Source organism: SAR86 cluster bacterium, from assembly GCA_023703535.1.
GTDB lineage: Bacteria > Pseudomonadota > Gammaproteobacteria > Magnimaribacterales > TMED112 > TMED112.
Genome location: CP097967.1, coordinates 579,878 through 604,610 on the forward strand (window position 1 = coordinate 579,878; position 24,733 = coordinate 604,610).

General features: G+C 32.9%; 23 protein-coding genes and 3 tRNA genes. 11 read left to right on the plus strand and 15 right to left on the minus strand.

From position 1 onward, the window contains the following. Nucleotides 1-3: 3 nt before the first annotated feature. Together nhaB and dusA are read left to right on the plus strand one after the other, a co-directional pair. Complete coding sequence (gene nhaB, locus M9B42_03100; GenBank protein URQ63776.1) at nt 4-1,476, plus strand: sodium/proton antiporter NhaB; 1,473 nt, start codon at nt 4-6, stop codon at nt 1,474-1,476. Beyond that, nucleotides 1,476-2,453 (plus strand): tRNA dihydrouridine(20/20a) synthase DusA, encoded by a 978-nt coding sequence (gene dusA / locus M9B42_03105; protein URQ63777.1) that lies wholly within the window; start codon nt 1,476-1,478, stop codon nt 2,451-2,453. The genes nhaB and dusA overlap by 1 nt, the downstream gene beginning before the upstream one ends. Here the strand turns inward: dusA and M9B42_03110 are convergent. Continuing rightward, nucleotides 2,401-3,123 carry a VacJ family lipoprotein gene (locus tag M9B42_03110; protein URQ63778.1) on the minus strand — a complete coding sequence of 241 codons (723 nt, stop codon included), beginning with the start codon at nt 3,121-3,123 and terminating at the stop codon, nt 2,401-2,403. The two genes, dusA and M9B42_03110, sit on opposite strands and share 53 nt — an antisense overlap. Next, entirely contained in the window at nt 3,123-3,818 is a 696-nt protein-coding gene (locus M9B42_03115; GenBank protein ID URQ63779.1) for an ATP-binding protein, read from the minus strand. The genes M9B42_03110 and M9B42_03115 overlap by 1 nt, the downstream gene beginning before the upstream one ends. Before the next feature lie 34 nt (nt 3,819-3,852). On the opposite strand from M9B42_03115, the gene metG (M9B42_03120) reads away from it, so the two are divergent. The 4 genes from metG (M9B42_03120) (at nt 3,853) to bfr (ending at nt 7,582) form a co-directional block, all read left to right on the plus strand. Beyond that, nucleotides 3,853-5,460, plus strand: coding sequence for a methionine--tRNA ligase (gene metG, locus M9B42_03120; GenBank protein ID URQ63780.1), 1,608 nt, complete (start codon nt 3,853-3,855; stop codon nt 5,458-5,460). Next, complete coding sequence (gene metG, locus M9B42_03125; GenBank protein ID URQ63781.1) at nt 5,453-5,785, plus strand: methionine--tRNA ligase subunit beta; 333 nt, start codon at nt 5,453-5,455, stop codon at nt 5,783-5,785. Before metG (M9B42_03120) ends, metG (M9B42_03125) begins: the two co-directional genes overlap by 8 nt. Then, entirely contained in the window at nt 5,782-6,807 is a 1,026-nt protein-coding gene (locus M9B42_03130) for an NAD(P)/FAD-dependent oxidoreductase (GenBank protein URQ63782.1), read from the plus strand. Before metG (M9B42_03125) ends, M9B42_03130 begins: the two co-directional genes overlap by 4 nt. 304 nt (nt 6,808-7,111) lie before the next feature. Next, complete coding sequence (gene bfr / locus M9B42_03135) at nt 7,112-7,582, plus strand: bacterioferritin (GenBank protein URQ63783.1); 471 nt, start codon at nt 7,112-7,114, stop codon at nt 7,580-7,582. On the opposite strand, the gene grxD is transcribed toward bfr, so the two are convergent. From grxD to M9B42_03150, 3 genes are read right to left on the minus strand one after another with little or no spacing between them, the layout of a single operon-like run. Continuing rightward, on the minus strand, nt 7,579-7,884 hold the full coding sequence (gene grxD / locus M9B42_03140; GenBank protein URQ63784.1) for a Grx4 family monothiol glutaredoxin: 306 nt from the start codon (nt 7,882-7,884) through the stop codon (nt 7,579-7,581). The genes bfr and grxD overlap by 4 nt on opposite strands. Beyond that, on the minus strand, nt 7,877-8,632 hold the full coding sequence (locus M9B42_03145; protein URQ63785.1) for a pyridoxine 5'-phosphate synthase: 756 nt from the start codon (nt 8,630-8,632) through the stop codon (nt 7,877-7,879). Before M9B42_03145 ends, grxD begins: the two co-directional genes overlap by 8 nt. Next, nucleotides 8,622-9,638: a hypothetical protein gene (locus M9B42_03150; protein ID URQ63786.1), complete on the minus strand. Its 1,017-nt coding sequence runs from the start codon at nt 9,636-9,638 to the stop codon at nt 8,622-8,624. Before M9B42_03150 ends, M9B42_03145 begins: the two co-directional genes overlap by 11 nt. A 42-nt stretch (nt 9,639-9,680) precedes the next feature. On the opposite strand from M9B42_03150, the gene M9B42_03155 reads away from it, so the two are divergent. From M9B42_03155 to M9B42_03165, 3 genes are all read left to right on the plus strand, one after another. Continuing rightward, nucleotides 9,681-9,757: transfer RNA gene (locus M9B42_03155), tRNA-Arg, on the plus strand. Nucleotides 9,758-9,770: 13 nt separating this feature from the next. After that, nucleotides 9,771-11,444 (plus strand): gamma-glutamyltransferase, encoded by a 1,674-nt coding sequence (gene ggt / locus M9B42_03160; GenBank protein URQ63787.1) that lies wholly within the window; start codon nt 9,771-9,773, stop codon nt 11,442-11,444. Between the two features lie 45 nt (nt 11,445-11,489). Then, nucleotides 11,490-11,566: transfer RNA gene (locus tag M9B42_03165), tRNA-Arg, on the plus strand. A 239-nt stretch (nt 11,567-11,805) separates the two neighbouring features. Here the strand turns inward: M9B42_03165 and M9B42_03170 are convergent. The 3 genes from M9B42_03170 to M9B42_03180 form a co-directional block, all read right to left on the minus strand. After that, nucleotides 11,806-13,779, minus strand: a complete 1,974-nt coding sequence (locus M9B42_03170) for a S9 family peptidase (protein URQ63788.1) — start codon at nt 13,777-13,779, stop codon at nt 11,806-11,808. Between the two features lie 63 nt (nt 13,780-13,842). Next, nucleotides 13,843-16,968 (minus strand): TonB-dependent receptor plug domain-containing protein, encoded by a 3,126-nt coding sequence (locus M9B42_03175; protein ID URQ63789.1) that lies wholly within the window; start codon nt 16,966-16,968, stop codon nt 13,843-13,845. 139 nt (nt 16,969-17,107) lie between these two features. Further along, nucleotides 17,108-17,980 (minus strand): DMT family transporter, encoded by an 873-nt coding sequence (locus tag M9B42_03180; protein URQ63790.1) that lies wholly within the window; start codon nt 17,978-17,980, stop codon nt 17,108-17,110. A gap of 74 nt (nt 17,981-18,054) precedes the next feature. Here M9B42_03180 and M9B42_03185 point away from each other — a divergent pair, with 74 nt between their 5' ends. Beyond that, the gene (locus M9B42_03185; GenBank protein URQ63791.1) at nt 18,055-19,545 is read left to right on the plus strand and encodes an amidase family protein; all 1,491 of its coding nucleotides are present in this window, start codon (nt 18,055-18,057) and stop codon (nt 19,543-19,545) included. A gap of 28 nt (nt 19,546-19,573) precedes the next feature. After that, the gene (locus M9B42_03190) at nt 19,574-19,927 is read left to right on the plus strand and encodes a nuclear transport factor 2 family protein (protein ID URQ63792.1); all 354 of its coding nucleotides are present in this window, start codon (nt 19,574-19,576) and stop codon (nt 19,925-19,927) included. On the opposite strand, the gene M9B42_03195 is transcribed toward M9B42_03190, so the two are convergent. From M9B42_03195 to M9B42_03225, 7 genes are all read right to left on the minus strand, one after another. Next, nucleotides 19,905-20,129: a hypothetical protein gene (locus M9B42_03195; protein URQ63793.1), complete on the minus strand. Its 225-nt coding sequence runs from the start codon at nt 20,127-20,129 to the stop codon at nt 19,905-19,907. The genes M9B42_03190 and M9B42_03195 overlap by 23 nt on opposite strands. A 55-nt stretch (nt 20,130-20,184) precedes the next feature. Further along, a tRNA-Ser gene (locus tag M9B42_03200) sits at nt 20,185-20,275 on the minus strand. 17 nt (nt 20,276-20,292) lie between these two features. Continuing rightward, complete coding sequence (locus M9B42_03205; GenBank protein ID URQ63794.1) at nt 20,293-21,033, minus strand: hypothetical protein; 741 nt, start codon at nt 21,031-21,033, stop codon at nt 20,293-20,295. Next, on the minus strand, nt 21,033-21,806 hold the full coding sequence (locus M9B42_03210) for an ABC transporter permease (protein URQ63795.1): 774 nt from the start codon (nt 21,804-21,806) through the stop codon (nt 21,033-21,035). The genes M9B42_03205 and M9B42_03210 overlap by 1 nt, the downstream gene beginning before the upstream one ends. Then, nucleotides 21,799-22,713: an ABC transporter ATP-binding protein gene (locus tag M9B42_03215; GenBank protein ID URQ63796.1), complete on the minus strand. Its 915-nt coding sequence runs from the start codon at nt 22,711-22,713 to the stop codon at nt 21,799-21,801. Before M9B42_03215 ends, M9B42_03210 begins: the two co-directional genes overlap by 8 nt. After that, nucleotides 22,713-23,894, minus strand: coding sequence for a VWA domain-containing protein (locus M9B42_03220; protein ID URQ63797.1), 1,182 nt, complete (start codon nt 23,892-23,894; stop codon nt 22,713-22,715). Before M9B42_03220 ends, M9B42_03215 begins: the two co-directional genes overlap by 1 nt. Continuing rightward, nucleotides 23,894-24,733: a MoxR family ATPase gene (locus M9B42_03225; protein URQ63798.1), complete on the minus strand. Its 840-nt coding sequence runs from the start codon at nt 24,731-24,733 to the stop codon at nt 23,894-23,896. Before M9B42_03225 ends, M9B42_03220 begins: the two co-directional genes overlap by 1 nt.

Sequence of the window (24,733 nt, forward strand, 5' to 3'; positions counted from 1 at the left end):
TTTATGACCAATGTTTTAAGCACATTTTTTGAAAGCTTCCTTGGAAATGCTCCAAGTTGGTACAAAAGAACTATTTTTGGATTTTTAATTATTAATCCTGCACTTTATTTTTTACTAAATATTTTAGGTTTAGAGACCGGCTTCATATTGGGTTGGATTTTCTTACTACAATTCATCTTTACATTAATATTTTCAATTCAATGTTATCCATTGCAACCAGGTGGATTAATTGCATTTCAAGCCCTATTAATGGGATTAACTGATACGTATCAAGTTTTTCATGAAATTGAGGGAAATTTAGAAGTTCTTTTACTTCTAATGTTTATGGTTTCTGCAATATTCTTTATGAAAGATTTATTGCTTGTTATTTTTACGAAAATCATTGAATTTTTTGAAAATAAAACAATACTCTCACTTCTTTTTTTATTTTCTTCAGCTTTTTTATCTGCATTTCTTGATGCACTTACAGTTACTGCTGTACTTATTTCTGTCTCTATTGGCTTTTATAATATTTTTGCTGATAACCTAAAAAATAAAACCATAACTCAAAAAGAATTTGATCAAGGGAAGGCTTTTTTAAGAGATATCGTGATGCATGGAGCAGTAGGTACTGCTTTGGGTGGTGTTTGCACAATTGTTGGAGAACCACAGAATTTATTAATTGCAACCAAAGCTGATTGGAGCTTTATAGAGTTCTTCCTTAGAATGGCCCCTGTAACAATTCCTGTTTTATTTTTTGGAATACTTACATGTATTATTATCGAAAAGTTAAAACTTTCTGAATACGGTGCTCAACTTCCATCAACATTAAGAGATAAATTAATTGATGCAGCTTTAGAAAAAGAAAAAAATAGAACAAACATTGAAAACACTCACTTAGTCATTGAAGCATTACTAGGAATATTACTTATTTTTGCTCTTGCATTTCATTTAGCACAAGTAGGTGTAATAGGATTGTTCTTACTTGTATTTCTTACCGCTCTTAAAGGGATTACATCTGAACATGATTTAGGCGAGGCTTTTAAAGAACCTCTTCCCTTCACAGCTCTTCTTGTAATATTTTTCGTTATTGTTGCTGTTATTCATGATCAAAACTTGTTTTCTCCTGTAACAAGCTATGTTTTATCTACATCACCAGATATACAAACTCCACTATTTTTTATAGCGAATGGTGTTCTTTCTGCAATCAGTGATAATGTATTTGTCGCTACTGTATATATGAATGAAATTATGGCAGCGCTGAATGATGGATTAATTAATAGGGAACAATTTGATAACTTGGCTGTTGCTATAAACACAGGAACAAATCTTCCAAGTGTTGCTACTCCAAATGGACAAGCAGCATTTCTTTTTCTTTTAACTTCTTCTCTTGCTCCATTGATAGGGCTCTCTTACTTAAAGATGGTGTATAAGGCGTTACCATACACAATAGTGCTAACTATAGTTGGTCTCATTTGTGTAATCTTATTTATTTAATGAAAAGAAAATTCTGCATTGCTCCAATGATGAAGAAGACGGATAAACACTTCCGTTTTTTATCAAGATTATTGAGTGAGAATGCTTATTTATACACAGAAATGATTCACTCAAATGCAATTATTAAAGGAGATGCTAATAAATTATTATCATTTAATGATTGTGAACAACCAGTTGCTTTGCAACTTGGTGGTAGTAATCCAAAAGATTTAGGGATTGCTGCTAGTATTGGTGAAGATTTTGGATATAGTGAGATAAATCTTAACGTTGGATGCCCGTCTAAAAAAGTGAAATCTGGGAATTTTGGAGTTTTTTTAATGAAAGATAAAAACTTATTATCAGAATGCTTATATGAAATGAAAAAAAATGTATCTTTGCCAGTTACTGTTAAATGTAGAATCGGGGTTGACGAATTTGAAGGAAAAGATTTTCTCTTTAATTTTGTTAACGAAATTTCTAATGTTGGTATAAAAACATTTATTATTCATGCAAGAAAGGCAATAAGTGGTCTTGATACAAAGAGAAACAGAACTATACCTAAACTCAATTATAAAATTGTTAGAGATCTTAAAGAAGAATTTTCTGAATTAGAAATTATTTTAAATGGTGGAATTGATAATCTTAAGGACTGCAAAAACTTACTAAATAATTTTGATGGAATTATGTTAGGAAGAAAAATTTATGATGATCCGCTATTTCTTCTAGATGTAGAAAAAGAAATTTTTAATAACGTAAGTCAAGAATCTTTAAAAAGCATCATGAATAAGTACTTGGTATATGTTTTGAACCTTCCAAATCAAAAGGATATAAATAGAGCTCTAAATCATTTTATGCAACTTATTAAAGTTATTTCTAAAAATAAAAAAGTAAGAAATGAAATACTAGATTCACTCAAAAACAAAAATATCTCAATAGAAGATATATTTATTGATTTAAAAGAGGATCTGCTGCGAAAAGATCTAGCTCTAAATCTGTAAGAAATTCATCTTCAACCTCTCCATCGAAAACTAAATCATTACGAGTTTGCAAATAAACACTTTTAACAAATTCATATTTGTCGCCGACAATGAGTTTTTCTGCGACTAATAAACGTTCACGTGTTTCCACCGCATCGAGTAAATTTATAAAAATTTTTGCCTCCTCATCTGAAACTGATAAATTTCCAGAAAGAAACCAACTAGTCGGCTTGCTAAATGAATCTCTAATGGTTGAAGGACCAATTAATGGCAAAAACACATAAGGGCCAGCTGGCACCCCCCAATAACCAAGAGTTTGACCAAAATCTTCATCATGTCTTTCAAAGCCAACTCTAGTAGCTACATCAACAAATCCAACAATTCCGATTGTAGAGTTAATTAAAAATCTAAGAGAATCCTGGCCAGCAAGAACAATTTTTCCTTGTAATAGTTGATTTATAATTGTGTCTACTTCTGAAAGGTTATAAAAAAAATTGGTAACAGAATTTTTAATGAACCTAGGTGTTACATCCCTGTAAATTTCTGCAACTGGTCTTATAATCATTGTGTCAAGATCATCAGATATCTCAAAAACAATACGATTTGTTGATTCAAAGGGGTCTACATTAACATCTTCATTTTCCGCGATTGAAAATGTTGAGATAAAAAAAAGAAATAAAAATCTTTTCATTAAGTGAATAGCTTATCAGGAAAATAGTCTTTAAGTTTCGAAATTTTTCTTATTTCCTTGTAAAACAGATTTTTAGGGACTCTAGGAAGAGAAAATAAAATCTTATGATTAGGAAATTCAGCTTGTATTCTCTTCGATAAGATTGGTTTATCACCTAATTGAAAGTTCTCAGAAAAATTCTCTATAATTCCTATTTGATTGACATTTAACTTATTGAATAAATTATCTGTTTTCTTTAAATCATCAATGCTTAATTCATCATCCACTGCAATTAGTAAACTTTTTTTTATTTTAATGTCATCAAATATAGTTAAATAGGCATCCCCTGTGCCCGGAGGCATGTCGATTAACAGAAAATCTAAGTTTCCCCACTCAACTTTAGTTGTAATTTGTTTTATTGCACTACTTAGCATTGGTCCTCTCCATGCCGCTGCTTGACCTTGATTTATAACAAATGACATTGAACTTAAGGCAATGTCATCGATTACAACAGGTTCAAATAAATTATTTTTTTTTAAAATAAGTTCGTGTTGCTTATGCTCAAAATCTAATAGCCTTAAGATATTTGGGCCATAAATATCTGCATCTACTATTCCTACTTTTAATCCTTTAGATTGTAAATATTTTGCAAGAAGTACTGTAATTGAGGATTTTCCAACTCCTCCTTTTGTAGATGAAATAGCGATTTTTTCCATAACAAACAAATTAACATATAATTTTCACATCTACATGAGATATTTAATAACTAGCGCCTTACCTTATGCCAACGCTCCGTTGCATATTGGACATGTGCTTGAAATAGTTCAAACAGATGTGTGGGTACGTTCGTTAAAATTGGCTGGAAATGAGGTTTTCTATTATTGTGCAAGTGACACTCATGGAACTCCAATTATGCTTAAAGCACAAGAACTTAATACTACTCCTGAGGAATTATCTAAAAAATATAAAAAACTTCATTCAGATACCTATAAGAGTTATAACGTTGATTTGAATAATTTTCATACAACTCACAGCAAAGAGAATAAAGAGCTTACAGAACATTTTTTTAATTCTGCTTATGAAAAAGGTGATATTTATACAAAAGAAATTGAGCAGCTATTCGATGAACAAAAAAATATCTTCTTATCTGATAGATTTGTTAAAGGTGAATGTCCATCTTGTGGAGCAAAAGATCAATATGGTGATGCCTGCGAAGTTTGTGGAAAAACCTATGATGCTCTTGATCTTAAAAATCCTTACTCTACTCTTTCTAATTCAAAACCTGTAATAAAAAAATCAAAACATTACTTTTTTAAACTTAATAATTTTAAAGAATTTCTTAATGAAACAGTCTCTGAAATCTCAAATCAGGATCCTATCAAAGAAAAGCTTAAAGAATGGTTTGATTCAGGTTTAAAAGATTGGGACATCTCAAGAGATGAACCATATTTTGGTTTTAAAATTCCAAATGAAGACTCAAAATATTTATATGTTTGGTTAGATGCACCTATTGGTTATCTATCATCTATAAAAAACTGGTGTGATAGTAACGATATAGATTTTAATGATTTTATTAATGATTCGAAGATAGTTCATTTTATTGGTAAAGACATTGTCTATTTTCATTTACTATTCTGGCCTGCAACATTAAAAGCAGCTAACTTTCCAATACCTAATGAAGTATACGTGCATGGTTTCCTTACTGTTGAAGGAGAAAAGATGTCAAAATCTAAAGGCAACTTTATCTTGGCTGATGATGCTTTAAATTATGCTGAAGCAGATTTCTTTAGATATTATTTTTCTTCAAAACTTAACAGAGATATATCTGATATTAATTTTTCAATAGATGACTTTATACAAAAAATAAACAGTGATTTAATTGGAAAATATATCAATATTCCAAGCAGAACATTAAATTTCATAAATAAATTTAACAATTCACATGTAAAAAAAGGTTGTAATACCCTTACTGCATCATTTAGAAATAAATATGATCAAGTAATTGTTTACTTATCAGAAAAAGAATACTCAAAAGCATTAAAAGAAATTATGGATATTGCTGATAGTACTAATACTTACATATCAAACGAAGAGCCCTGGAATAAAGCAAAAAACGAACAAATTGATGAATGCATTTCTGTATGCAGTGAAGCATTAAATGTTTTTAAAGACTTAAATATTTTAATATCAGCAATAATACCTACAACGGCTGATAAGATATTCTCATTACTAAACATTAATAAACAGAACTATTCAAATCTTTGTGAGGACTCTCTTAATAATGTAAATGAATTTAAACCGCTATTAAAAAGGCTTGAAAAAGACAATTTTGAGGGAATATTAGACAATAATGAGTGAAATAAATATAGAAGAATTTATCAATGTAGACCTCAGAGTTGCCAAAATAAAAGAGGCACACGAGGTGCCTGATGCTGACAAGCTAGTTGAGTTAATTCTTGATGTTGGTGAATTGGGAGAAAAAAGGGTTTTTGCTGGTATAAAAGACGCCTATGCGTTGGAGGACCTTACCAATAAGCTTGTAGTTGTTGTTAATAATCTTAAACCAAGAAAAATGCGTTTTGGAATATCAGAAGGGATGATCTTAGCATCTGGTGAAGGTGGAAAAGATGTTTTTCTTGTTTGTCCTGAGGAAGGATCGAAGCCAGGAGATAGAGTTAAGTGAAGACAGATATAATTGTTATAGGAGCTGGACCTGTTGGTCTATTCACAGTATTTGAGGCTGGAATACTTGGATTAAATTGTGTGCTCATAGACAACCTTGATAAACCTGGAGGTCAATGTGCGGAGTTATACCCAGATAAGCCTATTTATGATATCCCTGGAGTTCCCTTTCAAACAGGTCAGGAACATGTTGATGCTCTGCTCAAACAAATTGAACCTTTTGACTACAAACTATTACTTAATCAAAGAGTTGATGAAATAAGAAATGTTGGTGATTCATGGGAAGTTAAAACTTCAGAAAATAATAAAATTGAATCAAAGAATATATTTATTGCTGCAGGGGCAGGATCGTTTGAACCAATTAAACCAAATCTTCAAAGTGATTTTTCTAATTTTGAAGGACAAGATATTTTTTATTCAGTTAAGGATAAAAATGAGCTCAAAGATAAGTGTATAACAATTTTTGGAGGTGGAGATAGTGCTCTAGATTGGACAATCGAATTAAGCAAAATTTGTAAAGAACTGATATTAATTCATAGAAGAGATGCATTCAGGGGTGCGCCTGATAGTGAAAAAAAAGTAAGAAAATTACATCAAGACGGAAAAATTAAATTATTAACTCCTTATATACTTCAATCAATTCAAGGAGATAAAACAGTGGAGTCTTTATCTTTACTTAATACTGAAACTAAGGAAGTTCATTCTATAGAAACTGAAAAAATATTATTTTTTTATGGTTTAAATAAAAAATTGGGCCCTATTCTTGATTGGAACTTAGATGTGGAAAAAAACAAGATCCTTGTTAATACAGAAAATTTTGAGACTAACCAGGAAGGAATCTTTGCAGTTGGAGATATAAATACCTACCCAGGAAAATTGAACTTAATTCTATCTGGCTTCCATGAAACAACACTTGCTGTTCAAAAAGCTTTTACGCGAATAAATCCTGGTGAAAGAGTTCCATTCGGTTACACAACATCAAGCACATCTATCCACGAAAAACTTGGTTTAAAAAATACCTAATATTTTTCTTTAGCATATTGCTAATGAGACTCGTTCTCATTATCATTTACACATGTACGTTTGCATATGTAAAAAAATTACAGAAAGCCAGTTAAAAGACTGCTACACAAAAAACTCTTGCGATTACGATGTTTCACAAAAAAAGTTAGGCTTTTCTTTAAAATGTGGAAAGTGCAAACCGTCGGTCGAAAATCTACTAAAAAAATCTCACTTTAAAAAATCATTCTAGTATTGATAATGCTTCTCATTAGCAAAATACCTCTACTCTCTTGATTTTTATTCTTACAAAGCATATAAATTCACTATGCAAGGAAATGATAAAGTTATACAACATCTAAATAAAATTCTTTACAACGAATTACGAGCAATAAACCAATACTTTTTACATTCTAGAATGCTATCCGATTGGGGTTTCAATAAGTTTGCTGAATATGAGTATGGTGAGTCAATGGATGAAATGAAACATGCTGACCAATTAATACAGAGAATATTATTTTTAGAAGGTTTACCAAACTTACAGGACTTAGGTGCCTTGTATATTGCTGAAGATCCAATCGAAGTTTTGAATAACGATTTAAAACTTGAGAACGAGGCTATCCCTGATCTAAAAGAGGCAATAATTCTTTGTGAAAGTGTTAAAGATTTTGTGTCTAGAGACTTGTTAAAATCAATCCTTGAAAGCGAAGAAGAACATGTCGACCATTTAGAAACTCAACTTGAACTTGTTCAACGTGTAGGAAATGAAAACTTCTTGCAGAGTTTAATTTCAGCTTAATTAAGAATCTCGCTAAGCTGTTTATTTTCGTGAAGCTCGGTAATTATATCGCAACCGCCAACTAACTCGCCTTTTACGAAAAGCTGTGGAAATGTAGGCCAATCTGATATCGACGGTAAGTTTGCCCTTACATCAGGAAACTCAAGCACGTCTATAAAACTGAACTCTACATCATATTCAAATAAAATTTGAGATACTTTTGCAGAGAACCCACATTGTGGTTGATAAGGAGTTCCTTTCATAAAAAGTAAAATTTGATTTGATGAAATTTGTTCTTTAATTTCTTTGATTACTTTATCCATTACATATATCTATATATTCATTAACAGTTTTTTCAAATCCTTTTGATAAGGACTCGCAAATAATAGCATGTCCAATTGACACCTCATCTATTAAATCTAATTTTCGTAATGCAGGTAAATTCTTTGTATTTAAATCGTGTCCAGCATTAATTTTTAATCCTTTTTCTTTTGCACTCTCTGCTAGAATTCGAATTTTTGAAATTTCGTTTGCTATTTCTGATTTACTTTCTGATAAACAGGCTTCAGCATAAGGTCCTGTATAAAGCTCTATAGCATTAATATTTGTATTTAAGATTAATTCAAGTTCCTTCTCAGTAATGTCTGTATCAATAAAAATACTACATATATTTGATGATTCTCTGATTTCTGTAGCGAAATCTATAAGTTGTTTTGAGTGTGAAATATCCCATCCATGATCTGATGTAAGCTGCGAACTACTATCTGGTACTAAAGTTGCTTGATGAGGCTTATATTGCTTAATAAGTGTTAAATATCCCTTGTAGTTATTAATTGCACTTTCAACAGGATTTCCCTCAATATTAAGCTCTTTTTTGTACTGCTTAATAAGTTCAAATGCTGTTTTGATATCGTCTTCGATAATATGTCTTTGATCAGGTCTAGGATGTAAAGTTATGCCAACAATGTTTTGATCTAAAGCTAGTTTTGCAAAATCATAAAACGAAGGTAAAACCCCTCCCCTAGATTCTCTAAGGAGTGATATTTTATTTAAATTTACACTAAGCTTCATAATAACTATTGAAAAGCCAATTATAGCTTGGAGTATTAAATCTAATAACAAAATCTCTGATACTACTGATAAATTGATTCTCTATTTGAAATACATCAGCATTAATTCGTGATTGAAAATTAATTTTGTTTAGCAATTTCAATCTTCTTCTAGAAAAATCAGAGAATTTTTGGTTGTCTATATATTCATCAAAATTATTTTTAATAAGATATTTAGAAATAAATAATCCATCTATTAAACTTTGTGTCGCTCCTTGTGCAAGGTGTGGTAAAAATTGATGTGCTGCATCACCAATCTCTAGTACTTTTTTATTGCCATTGAGATAGTCACATTTATTTTTAAAATGAAGTCTGATTGTTTTGCTTATTAAAGCTTCAAAATTTCTGTCATCAATAGGATGCAAAATATCTTTGACAATATTATTATTTTTTTTGTTATTTGATTTTCTTATATAAGTCCATGATAACTGGTTATCTGGCAGTGGATAGGTGACTAAATGCATTCCTGGGAACATAAAAAGATTTAATTCCTTAAACATTTTGTCATGATTGGCTGATATGTTAGTGACTCCCCATGAGGCTATTCTTCCACTATCCACACCATCTCGACCACCTGTAGCATCGATATTTAAATCTGTTTTGAAAGTTTTTTTATCGTTAAATTTTTGATTAAAAACTATTTTTTTTGAATCAATTTTAGAAAGTAGAATTTCTATCAGATCATTTCTTTTAATAAATAGAGAGCCCTTTATATTAGTTTTTTTTAAAAAATTATTCTTACTGTAGATATTCAATGAATTCGTCAGAATTGATCTATTTTTTACTAGCTCTAAAACACCTAAATCTTTTAAGGCTTGAAAACAGTTAAAACCTAATTGTATTGCAGTTTCAGATTTTCTAATATCAGATGCTTTTTCAAATATTTTATAATTCTCAAAATGATTTTCTGATAAAGAAGCTGCTAGTGATAATCCAGCTATACCTGCTCCATAAATGTTAATGCTCATAATTACAGATAAAAAAACAAAACATTATTATAATTTAAATGTGCGCCTGTAGCTCAGCTGGATAGAGCGCTTGGCTACGGACCAAGATGTCGGGAGTTCGAATCTTTCCAGGCGCACCAAATTTTAAAGGTTATGAAAAAATTAATATTTATATCACTACTGCTTTTCAATGAATTGTTTGCTTATGACAGAATTACAGGCCTTCCTTTTGCAACTAGATCCGAAGTTATAGGTCAAAATGGTATGGCTGCGACCAGTCATCCACTTGCTACTCAAACTGCTATTGATGTCTTAAAGTCAGGAGGAAATGCTATTGATGCTGCTATCGCAGCAAATGCTGTTCTTGGTTTAGTTGAGCCAACAGGTTGTGGAATTGGCGGAGATCTTTTTGCAATTGTGTGGGATGAAAAAACAAATCAACTTTATGGGCTTAATTCATCAGGTCCAGCCTCAAAGAAAATGAGTATTGATTATGTTAAACAACAAGGTTTTGAAAAAATACCTGCTTATGGGGCACTTCCAGTTACTGTTCCTGGTGCTGTGGCAGGATGGTCAGCATTACATGACAAATTTGGGAAACTACCATTTGAAAATCTATTCAACAATGCAATAGATTATGCAAATAATGGTTTTCCTGTGACAGAATTAATTGCATATTACCTTGAAAGATCAAGTTCTGTATTTAAAGATTATGAGAATTTTAGCTCTGTATGGATGCCTAGTGGTGCCACTCCAAAGAAAGGTGAAATTTTTAAAAATCCACTTCTAGCTAAAACATATCAAGCTATAGCCAAGACGAATGGACAATCATTTTATGAGGGTTCTACAGCAGCTGAAATTATTAAAATCCTCAATGAGAACGGCAACCCTATGAGTCTGAGTGATTTAAGAAATTTTTCTCCAGAATGGGTAGAGCCTGTTTCGACAAATTATAGAGGTTATGATGTCTGGGAATTGCCTCCTAATGGTCAAGGAATTGCAGCCTTGCAAATACTCAATATTTTAGAAAATTATGATGTAAGAAAAATGGGATTTGATTCAGCTGAATATGTCCACTTATTTGTTGAGGCTAAAAAACTAGCCTTCGAAGACAGGGCAAAATATTATGCTGATTCAAATTTTTCTTCTATTCCAACCACAAAACTTATTTCAAAAGAATATGCTTTGGAAAGAAATAAATTAATAAATATGAATAATGCAGCAAAAAGGTTTGATGCTGGATTAGAGGATGGCGATACAATTTATCTAACTGTTGCTGACAAGTATGGAAATATGGTTTCATTAATACAAAGTAATTACAGGGGGATGGGTTCTGGTATAGTTCCTGATAACTCTGGGTTCATGCTTCAAGATAGAGGTGAAATGTTTAGCATGGATCCAAACCATAAAAATTCATTAATAGGTGGTAAACGGCCTTTTCATACAATAATTCCAGCTTTCATTACTAAAGATAATGAACCATACATAAGTTTTGGTTTAATGGGAGGCGCTATGCAACCTCAAGGCCATGCTCAAATTGTAATTAATTTAATAGATTTCGATATGAATTTACAAGAAGCTGGTGATGCTCCACGTATACGTCACATGGGTTCCTCAGAGCCAACAGGAGAAGTAATGGAAGATGGTGGTTATCTGACACTTGAATCCGGGTTTTCAACAGATATAAGGAATCAGCTATCTAAACTGGGTCATACACTAAAAGATGAAAAAGGAGGTTATGGCGGTTATCAAGCAATTATGTTGATTGATGATGTTTATTACGGAGCCTCTGAAAGTAGAAAAGATGGCCAAGCCTCTGGTTATTAATAGATGCCTTTTCAGTACTAATTTTTTTAATTAACATAAGCAAATGCGCTTGTAGCTCAGCTGGATAGAGCATCTGGCTTCGAACCAGAGGGTCGGGAGTTCGAATCTTCCCAAGCGCACCATTTAAAAGCAAAAGGCCCCTAGGGGCCTTTTAACTAAACTACAATCAATAGGGGTAATAATTATTTTGTGATTGTATAAACCAGATGAACTTAAAGATTAATTAAGTTAAAGAATCCTACATAAAGTTATAGAAGACTATAAATCTTAGTTATGTCCCCATATTGACACATTTTTAGAGGCTTAACAACGTTTATATATAAATTTTTATGTATATTTAATGTATTTGTAAAAAAATTAGTTATTTTCTATATTTTTCGTACCACTCTGATAAATATTTATAAGTTCTAAACCAATTTGTCGGCTTTCTTCTTCCAGTACCATGCCACTCACCATTCATTCTTACTAAAACTGTATCTACTCCTGCCTCTTTTAATGCTACATACATTTCTTCTGTTTGTGGCATAGGGGTTCGGATATCCAATACCCCTGTCATAAACAAAGTAGGAGTTTTTATATAACCTGTTCGCATGATTGGTGATCTATCAAGCCAATTCTTTGGATCCTCCCAAAAAGGAACATCAAACCATTCAAATGTCCAAGCCGGTATGTCTGTTGTGCCAACCATAGAAATCCAGTTTGTAACTGGACAAAGTGATGCTGCGGCTGCAAATCTATCATCATGTCCTACAACCCAAGCTGTAAGAACACCTCCCCCACTACAACCTTGAACATACATGTTATCTTCATCAATAAAACCAAGATCAGTGACATGGTCAACTCCAGCTAATAAATCAGATAGATCTCCTTGTCCTGGATAGTCATTATCAATGACATTCGCAAAATCACTGCCATAACCAGTACTTCCTCGTGGATTTGTGTATAGAACAACATAACCATCACTAGCAAATTGGTGCCATAGATAATTAAATTGAGGCCTATACATTGCATGCGGGCCTCCATGAATAATTAAAACTAGAGGATATTTCTTATTTTTATCAAAGTCTGGAGGAACAATATACCAACCTTGAACATCAGTACCATCAGGTGCCTGATAGTTTATTTCATTAGTTTTACCTAACGAATATTGAGATAGAACTATTTCATTAAATTCTGATAAAACTTTAATCTTTCCTTCCTCTATTGTTGCTAATTCACCAGGCCTTGATGATGTGGCATAAACTCCAAAAAGTTTATTTTCATTTGTCGATGTTAAATAAAATTGATCTTTAAATTTATTTAAAACATTAGAAACGGATGATCTTTGAATATCTAAAATTTTAATATTAGCCGAACCTCTTTCATCGACTTCAAATGCTAATTTTGTTTTAGATAACCAAAAAAGATTTTCAGGCGAAGCACTTAAATTTTTTGTATGAATTTTAGTTCTGTTGTTTTTAACTGTGTAGATGTTAAAAGCTACAGAAGAAAAATCTCTGTTTGGATTTCCAATAAATGCAACCAAATCTCCATCCGGGGATATTTTTGGGCTTGTAAAGACACCTCCATCTGGTGATAATTTTGTTAATTTCTTTTTCTCAATATTGAGTTCGAAAATTTCAGATTGTTTCCATGGAGTAAGAAAATCGTCAAGTAATGCGTTTCCGGCAAATATTAAGGTATTTTCATTTTTGAACTGAAGATCTGATATGTAGTCCAATCCCCAATCTGATATTTTTGCAGCAGACCCACCATCGACACTTATTTTATAAAGATGATTTTCTCCGCTCTCTAATTCTCCTTCACCATCATATCTCCAATGCAGAGTTTTAACGACCTTAGGATCTTCCGTCCAATTATAATCCTCATTATCATTCTTACCTGGAATCTCTACAACCCAATCATCGTCATATTCGTTAAATGAAGAAAAGGCAAAAAATTTGTCATTTTTAGACCATGCAAAATCTTCTATATCCCTATCAAAATTTGATATTTTTGATTCTGTACGACTATCCATTGATTTGATGAAAATTTGATTGATTTCATTTTCATCTTCTTTCAAATAAGCCAAAGTATTACCTTTATTTGACCATTTAAAATTTGAACCTTTGGCAAAAAAGCTTTTATTTGTTCCATCAGAATTCATGACCCAAATTTCACTTTCAAATTCGTCATTTTTCTTATCTATATAAGTTTTTAAAAATGCTACTACATTGCCGCTACTATTGACTTGTGGATTGGCAACTTTCTGTATATTCCAATAATCTTCAGGAACTAAATTTTTTGCAGTTACTGTAAACGATAATAGAAATAAAATTATTATTTTTTGCTTCATAATCTCCCCTTTCATAAAAAAAGGACCCACAAAGGGTCCTTTTTTTAAATGCTAATTCATCTACTAATAAGAATAGTTAAAGCCAAAAGATAATCTTTGTCCTATGACTCCACCTTCAGCATTTGCAAATCCATAGTCTCCAGCAACACCGCCCTCTCTGAGCTGGTTTCTGTGCCATACATTTGTTGCTTCCCAATCAAGCAAGTTATTTACTCTTGCTCTTAGTGTTAAGCCGTCAAAGCCGAATTCACTCATATCAACGTTTAATCCAGCATTTACCATGTACCACCCAGGTATATGATTTGGCTGAAAAGCTCCTGTTGCTGCATATACAAATCTATCAGGTTGCTCGTCATAATCCCAGTCATTATCGAATTTCCCTTCTCCATGATAAAAGATATCTATATAAGAAAGAAATGAGCCATAAGAGTGAGCGATTTGTGTATAAAAACTATTTCGAGCGTTTGCACCAAATTCACCGGTATTATCATTAATATCTGTACCAGTTGCTGAGAAAAGATCTTTTTCGTTGTAAATATGTTTCATGTTTACATTAAAATCTCCGTATCCGTCAGCCAAGTCAGCTCCTGCCCAGCCAAAAGCAAAATTAACAAAATCTGATACTGAATTCGAATAGCTAAGCTCTGAAATTGTTGCTTCATATTCAAATATCGCAGCATTAACTTGTCCTGCTATATAAGCAATTTCACCAGCTCCTCTGAGAAGTTGGAAATCAGGACCTCTAAAGAACTGATTACAGAATTGATTGTTAGGATAATCTGTTGAGTCATAACAAGCATTCATAATTTGTGTTGGGCTATAAGCCACAATTGCATCAGAAATATCAATAATAATTTTATCAATTGCAAGTGAAAGCTCCCCAGGTATCCAGCTTGGTTGATAAATTACTCCAAATCCCTCTGCATCTGCAAGTTCATTCTTAAGATTTACATTTCCACCACTTAAACCTTGCACTGATGCATTTTTTGCTAGTGATTCAAAAGCTGAAATATCAACTCCGTATGTCGCAGCATCCGCCTCACAGTTTGCTCTTCTCACTGATGGATTTGGACCTGAATCAATAAAACTTTGGTCACATGGGTCACTCACAAATGTTCCTGTTGTGACTTGCGGTTGGAATAATTCTCCCATTGACGGAGCTCTAACAGCTTTTTGTTGATTAAGTCTTAATCTAAGATCGTCATTAACCCTTATGTTAAGTCCAATATTATCGGCTGAGTCAACACCAGCAAGACTATTATCAAGCTCTCTGTATGAATACTCTAATTCAGCTCCCTGTAACAGACTAAAACCTCCAACTGATAATTCTCCGAAACCGTTGCCAAGCAATGGAACCACCAATTCAACAAATGTATCAGTTGTTGAAAAAGCACCGGCTATATCTGCTGAATATCCTCCTCTATAAATGTTAGCTTTTGATCCTCCATCAACTTTATAATCAACACTTTCTTTTCTAGATTCGAAACCGACTAATCCAAGAACTTCACCCGCTGGGATATCAAATAGCTTCCCTTGAATGTTTGCGAATCTTACGATTTGGTTAATCTTATTATTTGAAAATATATTTGCAGTTACATAGTCAAGTTGTGCTTGAGTTGGCTCATACTCACCAAAAGGTTGGACGGGCACACAATCACCAGGAGAACCTAAGAGCAATGCATTATCAATTGCTACATTACCGAGAATAGGGCCCATAAATGTATTAGTATAATTTTCTACATAATTGAACTTACAATCAATTTGACCTGTCTCTGGATTGATTCCAACGTCAACAGCAGCAAAAAATCGTCCATCAATGTAATCAACTTCTGTTGCAAGCATTTCTGATTTTCCAAAAGAATAGCCTGCTACCCAATCATAAGAATTTCCAAATGCATCAAATACTCCCTCGAAAGAGAAATTATAGCTATCAGTAGAAGCATCGTTTGTAGGCCTTGGAACCCAACTAATTGGAGCCCATTGCAAATACATACCCTCTACAGGATTACCATCAACTGTTAAAGTAGAGATTAGATCTCTTGCTTGTTGTGAGAAATAGGGATAGTCGAGAGGTAAAAATAGTGGTTGTGATGTGCCTCCAAATAAACCTGTTTGATATTGAGGTTGAGTAACTGTTGGAAATGTCTCATAAGAAGAAGAGTAAATTTCAGCCTTAAAGACAGCGAAATCTAAATCATAATTAAAAAATGATGAAACATTATATCTATCATAAGAATTTGAAAATGAGCCGTATCTATCAAGATATAATCCGTCACCACCAACAGACCAAACGGCGTTACCTGTAATACCACCCAGTACACCAGGAGTTAAATTTCCACTGTTATCAAATTGATAAGCTAGCCCATCATCGCACAAGCCAACTCCTCTGTTGCCTAGAACTGTACTTCCGCAAGATGCAAAACCCATGGCACTTAGACCATAAAGTCTGTATGACTCATAAAAACCACTTTGTCCCGCATAAGCAGCATCGGCAAGTGTTGTTCTATATAAATAGTTTTGTCTAAATGGCAACATTGTTTCATCAATTCTTGGAGTCTTTGTCATCTCCATAGAGAGAACAAAGTTACCTTTTCCATCAAAAGAATTAAATCCCATTAACCCTCTAAAGGCCTCTTCTGCACCTTCAAAATCTGCAAGAATAGAATTGTAATCATATGAGAACTCAAACCCCTCATAATCATCCTTGAGTATGTAGTTTATTACTCCAGCGACCGCATCTGCTCCATAAACAGCTGCACCACCAATAGACTTCACCTCGATTCTATCGATAAGTGCATTGGGGATGTTGTTAGTATCAACAGCAGCACCTAATGAACCAGCTGCAGAGTTACCTGCAACAAATCTCTTTCCATTAACTAAAGTTAATGTTCTTTGTGCACCTAAGCCAAAACTATCACCGATGTTTTGTCCTATATCTTCTGAACCATCATAGGCACTATCTCCATAGTTACTGGCACCAACTGCCACAAAAGGCAAAGCAAATAAAGCTTCTGCAGCTTTTGTATAGCCTCTTGCCTGGATTTCTTCTGAACTTATAACAGTAACAGGAGCATTGGTCTCAAAATTAGATCTTTTAATACGAGAACCTGTTACGACAACTTCTTCTGCTTCTTCAGCCAACTCTTCGTTGGATTCTTCTTGCGCTGTTAGCGAAAAAGAAAGAAGCAACGTTAACAATAAAATTAGCCCAAAGGCTTCCCTCTTTATCATGTCATTCCTCATTTTAGTAGTTAATACATCGATATTGTCACAATTTTTAAATTTGTACAACAGATTTTGAAAACTTAGATAAGCTTTTATTTAAGTACTATGTAGCCGCTTTTTTGTCTTTTTGGGTTCTATTAGCAAAAAATACCCCAACAAAAATTAATAATGAACCGATGAATGTGTTAATTAAAAACTCCTCATCTAAGAATATTATTCCCAGTGAAATGCTAGATATTGGTACAAGATAAGTTACAAATGAAGCATTTATAGGTCCTATTCTTTTGATTAATTTAATAAATAATACGTACGCTAACGCAGTATTTACGACACCAAGAGCAATTAGATAAAGCCATGATTCTACCGAAAGTTTTGCATAATTTGGAAAATAATAAAAAAGGAATGGAGAAAGAATAATAGCTCCGATAATGATTGAGCCCATGCCTATGTATGTGTTGTTAAGCTTATTTGGCGTTCTTGCTAGATAAACTCCCGCAACTGCGTACGACAAAGAGGCTACAACACATAATATAGATGAAAACAAATCAAAATTACTACCAGGACCAACTAAAACGTAAAGTCCAACAAAACCAATTAGAACACCTATAAGTTTTGAAATTGAAAATTCATTTTTGAATAAAGAAAAAAGAATTAATGCAGTAAGAATTGGAACAGTTGCTTGAAGTACCGATAGAGATCCTGCTCCAAGCTGCAATGATGCATAAGCAAATAAAGTAAATGGTAGCGCAGTATTTAAAATTCCTATCAAAAGAAAAGAAAGACTGTGATCTTTAAATGAGTGTTTTTTTGATCTATTTAATAAAAAAGGCAGTATAAATATTGAAGCAAGCAACATTCTCATCGATACAATCTCCAATGGTTCCATTCCTTCAAGAACAAGAAGCCTTATGAATAAAAAGGAGCCACCCCACAAGAAGGAGACTATAAGTAATATTAAAAAATCTTTTGGGTTCATTTATTAAATTCGTAGTGTATATTTAAAGGATAGTCCTTTATATGAGAACTTAATTTTAGGGATGTTTTAGAAGAATGAAAGTATATCTTATTTATTTACTGTCTTTTTTTATGATTGCAGAGGCAAACTTTCGTCATAATGATATTAATAGCTTTTTAGACGAGCTCGGAGAGGCTCAAGATAAAGAAAAATTTTTTAAGGAATATGTAAAGTCAGTCCGACTGAACGATCGGAAAGTTAATTCTGTTATTTCTTTATATTCAAACCAAGAAATTCTAAAAGAATATTTTGCTGGTGTAGAAAAAGAATTTCATGGAGTGCCAATTCTTTTAAAAGACAACATAGATTCAATAGGCATAGCTAATACAGCAGGCTCTTTAGCATTTAAAAATAACCTGCCTAAAAATGACGCTCCATTAGTAAGTAAACTAAGGGAGTCAGGCTTCATTATTCTTGGTAAAGCAAATCTTTCTGAGTGGGCAAACTTTCGAGGCAATCCTTCAACCAGTGGCTGGACCAGTATTAATGGCCAAACCAATAATCCATTTAACTTAAAATACAATCCCTGTGGTTCGAGTTCAGGTAGTGCGGCAGCTATTGCCCAAGGTTTAGTTCCTGTTTCAATAGGAACAGAGACTAATGGGTCAATCACCTGCCCAGCTTCAGTAAACGGAGTTGTCGGCATCAAACCAACGGTTGGATTAGTAAGTAGAACTGGTGTAATACCAATTTCAGAAACTCAAGATACTGCTGGACCTATGGCTAAAAACGTCATGGATGCAGCTAAAGTTTTAAAAGCTATAGCTGGTAAAGATCCGCTAGATTCTTATACCACAAAGATTCCGCAAGATTACGATTATGAGAAATTAACTGACTTAGATGCCAACTACTTAAAAGGCAAGAGAGTTGGTGTTTTAAATTCTTCAGAGTCATCAGAGATTGAAAAAGGATTAATTAAAAAAGTTAAAAAAGTACTTGCGGCAAAAGGTGCTGTAATTGTTGATGTTGAATTTAATATCTCGAGTGACTACAAAGCTGCGAAAGAATTTTATGTCTTGCTCTATGAATTTAATGTGGGTATGAAGAATTATCTGAAAGGTAGAGACCTGCCTTATGAAACTCTTGAAGATATAGTTGCATTCAATGAAGCCAACTCAGATACAGTGCTCAAACATTTTGGACAAGAGATATTTTTAGAGAGTCTTAAAGCCACAGACACAGAAAGGTATTTAAAAGAACGTGAAGATATTGGCAGACTGGCTAAAGCGCAAATTGATAGTGTTTTAAAGGTTAATAATCTTGATGTAATAATTGGCCTCACAAGAAATCCTGGCTGGCTTACAGATTTAGAAAATGGTGATTCAAGAGGAGATGGCGGCATCTCTTGGTCTAATGGTGGTCTCTCAGCTGTTGCTGGCTACCCGCACATTACTATCCCACTAGATTTAGTAAATGATTTACCTGTGGGTGTTTCATTTTTAGGCACTGCTTGGGATGAGGCAAATTTAATTAATGCTGCTTATTCTTTTGAGCAAGAGAATAAATTTTTCCCAATACCAAAATAATCCTTTATATTAATATTTTAGGAGAATTATGAGCTGTTCAGAAAGTGTAAATAAAGTAGTCGAAAAATACGTTGAATCAATGAAAGAATCTAGTGCAGATAAAGTCAGAGAGGCATTTCATCCAAATGCGAAAGTTGTAGGCCATCTTCATGGCGATTTTTTAGAAATGAGTACTGAGGATTTTGCAGAATTTGTCGCGGCCCAAGAACCTGCTGAAGTTGAATATGAAATACTCTCAACTGTTGTTGAAGGAACCACTGCTGCAGTCAAAATTAGAGATAAATATTTAGGAATTACTTTTCTCGATACCTTATCACTAATAAAGGTTGATGATCAGTGGAGCATTTACAACAAACTATTTAACGTCGAAGAAGATCAGTAAAACCAAATAAAAAGTCAATATAATTAGCAACTAATCCTGCAAGAAAAAGAGCCAAAACAGCAAGTCTGTTTCTTACATAATCCTTTTCTTTTGTTTTTAAATAATTGAAATATCTTTCTAAACCTATACCTATGAAATACCAAAGAAAAAATAAAAAGGTAACTATTAAGGTAGTTATTAAAATCTCATAAACAAAATACATAATTTTAATATAAAGGTTTATGTCGATATTTCACAATTACATCTAAATGAAAAACTGGCGGAGAGAGAGGGATTCGAACCCTCGGAACGCTATAAACGCTCACTACCTTTCCAAGATAGCGCAATCGACCACTCTGCCATCTCTCCGGAGTTTGTGAATTATATCAAACAGAATAACGTCTAGGGATAATTGCAATACCTCCCCTTCTTTCAAAGTATCCTTCAATGCTTTTGATAAGATATTTTTTTCTTTTTAATTCAAAGAACATCTCTTCAACGCATCTTTCATGGAAACCATTTTTTTCAAAAAAACTGCCAAGATACTCTGATATATCTTTTTTATTCTTTGCATTTAAATCAGCAACTAAGTAGATATCAGCAATATCAGGCTGATTGGTAACAGGACATAATGATCTAAATGCCTTGAACACATAAGTCTTAAAGTTTTTCCTTTTACTAGCTTTATATGAAGACTCTTTAAGAGGTTTTACTTTGGATGAAATTTTTATTTCACATTCATTTGCATTTTGTTTTGTATAAATTTTGCCAAGCTTAATTTTTGATTTGGTCACAGCTTCAATATGACGTTTAATTACGTTTTTAACTTCAGAAATATTCTCAAATTTCTTATGCACTAAAGAACCAAGAAACAATTTCATTGATTTTGATTCAATAGTATTTTTTGAGGTGCAATTAAGGCTTATTGATAATTCGTTATGGTGAGAATTGTTTTTCTTATCTATCCAAAGAAGCTCATGAATATTCCAAACATCATCACCCTTAATCTTACTGAAATCTGTCTTTTCAAAAACTCCTTTACGTTGTTCTGTTCTTGAAATCGGAAATAATACTTTTGGATCGAATTTTTTGGGAGCTGCTACCTTTTTACCAAGGGGTCCTTTCATTATTCTTTTGTTCCTACACCTCTAACAAGCAAAGTGTAAGCAATTACCGAGAAAAGAAAGGTAAAGAACAGTATCAATACAAACCCTTGCATAGGGTCTATTTCTGAGCTTCCTAACATTGCAAATCTAAAGAAATTTACAATGTAGAGAATTGGATTAAGTTTTGAGATAAATTGCCATTCAGATGTGAGAATCTCAATTGAGTAGAATATGCCTCCCAAATAGATGAGTGGTGTCAGTATGAAAGTAGGCACAATACTTATATCATCGAAATTCTTCGCAAAAATGCCGTTTATTAAACCAAGAACAGAAAACAAAAGTGAAGTTAGAAAAACTGAAAAGATTGTGAGCAAAAGATTATCGATAGTAATCTGAACAAAGAATATGCTTACAAAAATAACTACCAACCCAACAATAAATCCTCGAACAATCCCTCCTGAAATAAAGCCAAGTAATACTGCCCAATTAGGCATAGGAGAAATTATTATCTCTTCTAAAGCTTTTTGAAATTTAGCACCATAAAAACCTGAAGCAACATTGCCATAGGCGTTGGTTATAACCGAAAGCATTATTAGACCTGGTACCATAAATTCAATGTAAGATAAGCCTTCATAGCCAGGCATCTCACCTATTCTTCTACCTATAAGTTGACCAAAAATTAAGAAATACAAAGCTGTAGTAATTGCCGGTGGGACAATAGTTTGAATCCAAATCCTAAAGATTCTCCTAACTTGGTAATTAGAAAGTGTAATTAACGCTCTAAGATTAATCATTTTTAGTAGTCAGCCTTATAAATAGTTCTTCTAGTCTATTGGTTTGGTTTTTAATATTTGTAATCTTTAATTTTTTAATTTCTTGCTCAGCAAAGAGATCATTTAAAGTTTTATCTTTAGGAATTTTTACAGCAAGTTTATTTTCATCCTCTCTTTCAGAATAAAAATTAGTTAACTTAAATTTGTCCTCAATATGATTGGAAGTTTCTATTACATAAAATTGATCATCTAATTTAGATAAAAGTTTGTTCATAGTTGTGTTCTCTATGATTTCACCATTATCTATGATGGCTATTTTTTTACACAGACTTTCCGCTTCCTCAAGATAATGAGTTGTTAAAATTATTGTAGTGCCTTTTTTATTTATCTCTTTTAAAAAGTCCCAAAGAATTCTTCTAAGCTCAATATCAACACCAGCTGTTGGTTCGTCTAGAATAAGAAGTTCTGGCTCATGAATAAGTGCTTTAATAATCATGACCCTTCTTTTTTGTCCACCAGAAAGCATTCTGGCTTGTTCGTCTTTTTTATCCCAAAGGCCAAGTTTTTTTAGATATTTTTCTGTACGTTCTTTAGCAACTTTATAAGGAACTCCATAAAAACCTGCTTGAGTAACAATAATATCGAAGACTTTTTCAAACTGTGAGAAGTTAAACTCTTGATTAACGACTCCCAACTTTAGTTTTGCTGAATTAAAGTCTTCATCAACATCAATACCGCATATTTTTAAACTACCCTCATTTTTGACCACTAGAGAAGAAATGATACCAATGGTAGTTGATTTACCAGCTCCATTAGGACCAAGAAGTGCAAAAAAATCACCCTTCTCAACAGATAAATCTATTCCTTTTAAGGCTGTTACATCATTATTGTAGGTTTTTTTAAGGTTTTTAATTTCTAGAGCTTTCATTAATGCTTCTTGGATAAATAACTTACTGCGTTTGATATTCCGCTTATTGTTAATGGGAACATTTTTTGATCCATCAAGTTATTTATCATTTTTATAGTGGAAGTGTAATCCCAATGATCTTCATGAACAGGATTTAACCATGCTGTTTTATAAAAATGGCCTGTGACTTTATTTATCCAACTTTCTCCAGATTCTTTATTCCAGTGTTCAATACTTCCTCCAGGATTTGTCAGTTCATAAGGTGCCATGCTAGCGTCACCTACAAAAATAACTTTATGGTTTTTTCCAAATTTATTAAGAATATTTTGTGTATTGATTCTATTTTCATTTCTTCTGTAATTGTCTTTCCAAACAGATTCATAAACGCAATTATGGAAATAATAATATTCAAGATTTTTAAACTCAGACTTGGCTGCAGAAAAGAGCTCTTCACAAACTTTTACAAAAGGATCCATAGAGCCGCCAACATCAAAGAATACAATAAGGTTAATGTCGTTCATTTTTTCACGAATATACTCAAGCTCTAAATAACCCGCATTTTTTGCTGTACTTTTAATAGTAGTATCTAAATCAAATTCAAAGTTTTCACTTTTTCTTGTCATTTTGCGTAACTTTCTTAAGGCAATTTTTATATTTCTTGTACCAAGCTGAAGGGAATCATCTAAATTTTTAAAGTCTCTTGCTTCCCATACTTTGGCTGCCATTCCTTTATTTGATTTACCACCTACCCTAATACCATTAGGATGATGACCATCGTTCCCGAAAGGAGAAGTCCCGGCTGTCCCAATCCATTTTGAACCACCATGATGATGCTTCTCTTGCTCTTCTAGTCGTTTTTTGAATTCTTTCATTAGATTCTCCAGTCCGCCTAAATCTTTTATTTTTTTAAGCTCCTCCTCAGTAAGTTCTTTTTCAAACTGCTTTCTAAGCCAATCATCAGGAATCATCATTTTAAAAATATCATCGAGGTTCTCTACACCTTTGAAAAAGATGTCAAAAGCTCTATCAAACTTGTCAAAATATTTTTCGTCTTTAACTAAAATTGTTCGAGAGAGATAGTAAAAATCATCCCAATCAGCGAAGGCTAAGTTTTTATCCAATGCTTTCAGAAGGTCTAAAAATTCTTTTAAAGTAGCAGGAACGCCATAATTTCTTACTGTGCTAAAAAGATTTATTAACATTATGATTCTCTTCTTGTCATAAATGCCAATCTCTGTAAGAGTTCGACATCCTGCTCATTTTTAAGAAGAGCTCCATAAAGTGGAGGTAAAAGTTCTTTATCTTTTTTCGCAATTAATTCTTGGGCTAGATCATCAGAAACAATGAGTTTTAACCAGTCTATTAATTCAGATGTTGTAGGCTTTTTCTTTAAGCCTGGTACTTTCCTAACATCAAAAAACATATCGAGAGATTTCTTAAGAAGGTTCTTCTTGATCTTAGGAATATGTACATTAATGATACTTTCAAGAACTGCTCTATCAGGAAAAGCAATAAAATGGAAAAAACATCTTCTTAAAAAAGCATCAGGTAAATCTTTCTCATTGTTAGAAGTGATAATTACAAGCGGACGTTTCTTAGCTTTTATTGTTTTATCTAATTCGTAGCAATAAAATTCCATTCTATCTAACTCTTGTAGAAGATCATTTGGAAACTCGATGTCGGCTTTATCAACCTCATCAACTAATAAAACCACCTGCTCATCGGAATCGAATGCATCCCAAAGTTTGCCTTTTTTTATGTAATTTTTAATATCTTTAACTTTTTCATTTCCAAGCTGTGAATCTCTCAATCTTGATACTGCATCGTACTCGTATAGACCTTGTGAAGCTTTGGTTGTAGATTTAATATGCCATTCAATAAGCCTTAACCCAAGTGACTTAGCGACTTCAACTGCAAGCATTGTTTTACCTGTACCCGGCTCCCCTTTCACTAGGAGTGGCTTTTCTAGATTTAAAGCTGCATCAACCGCTAATTTGAGGTCTTCAGTAGCAATATAGTTTTTTGTTCCTTGGAATCTCAT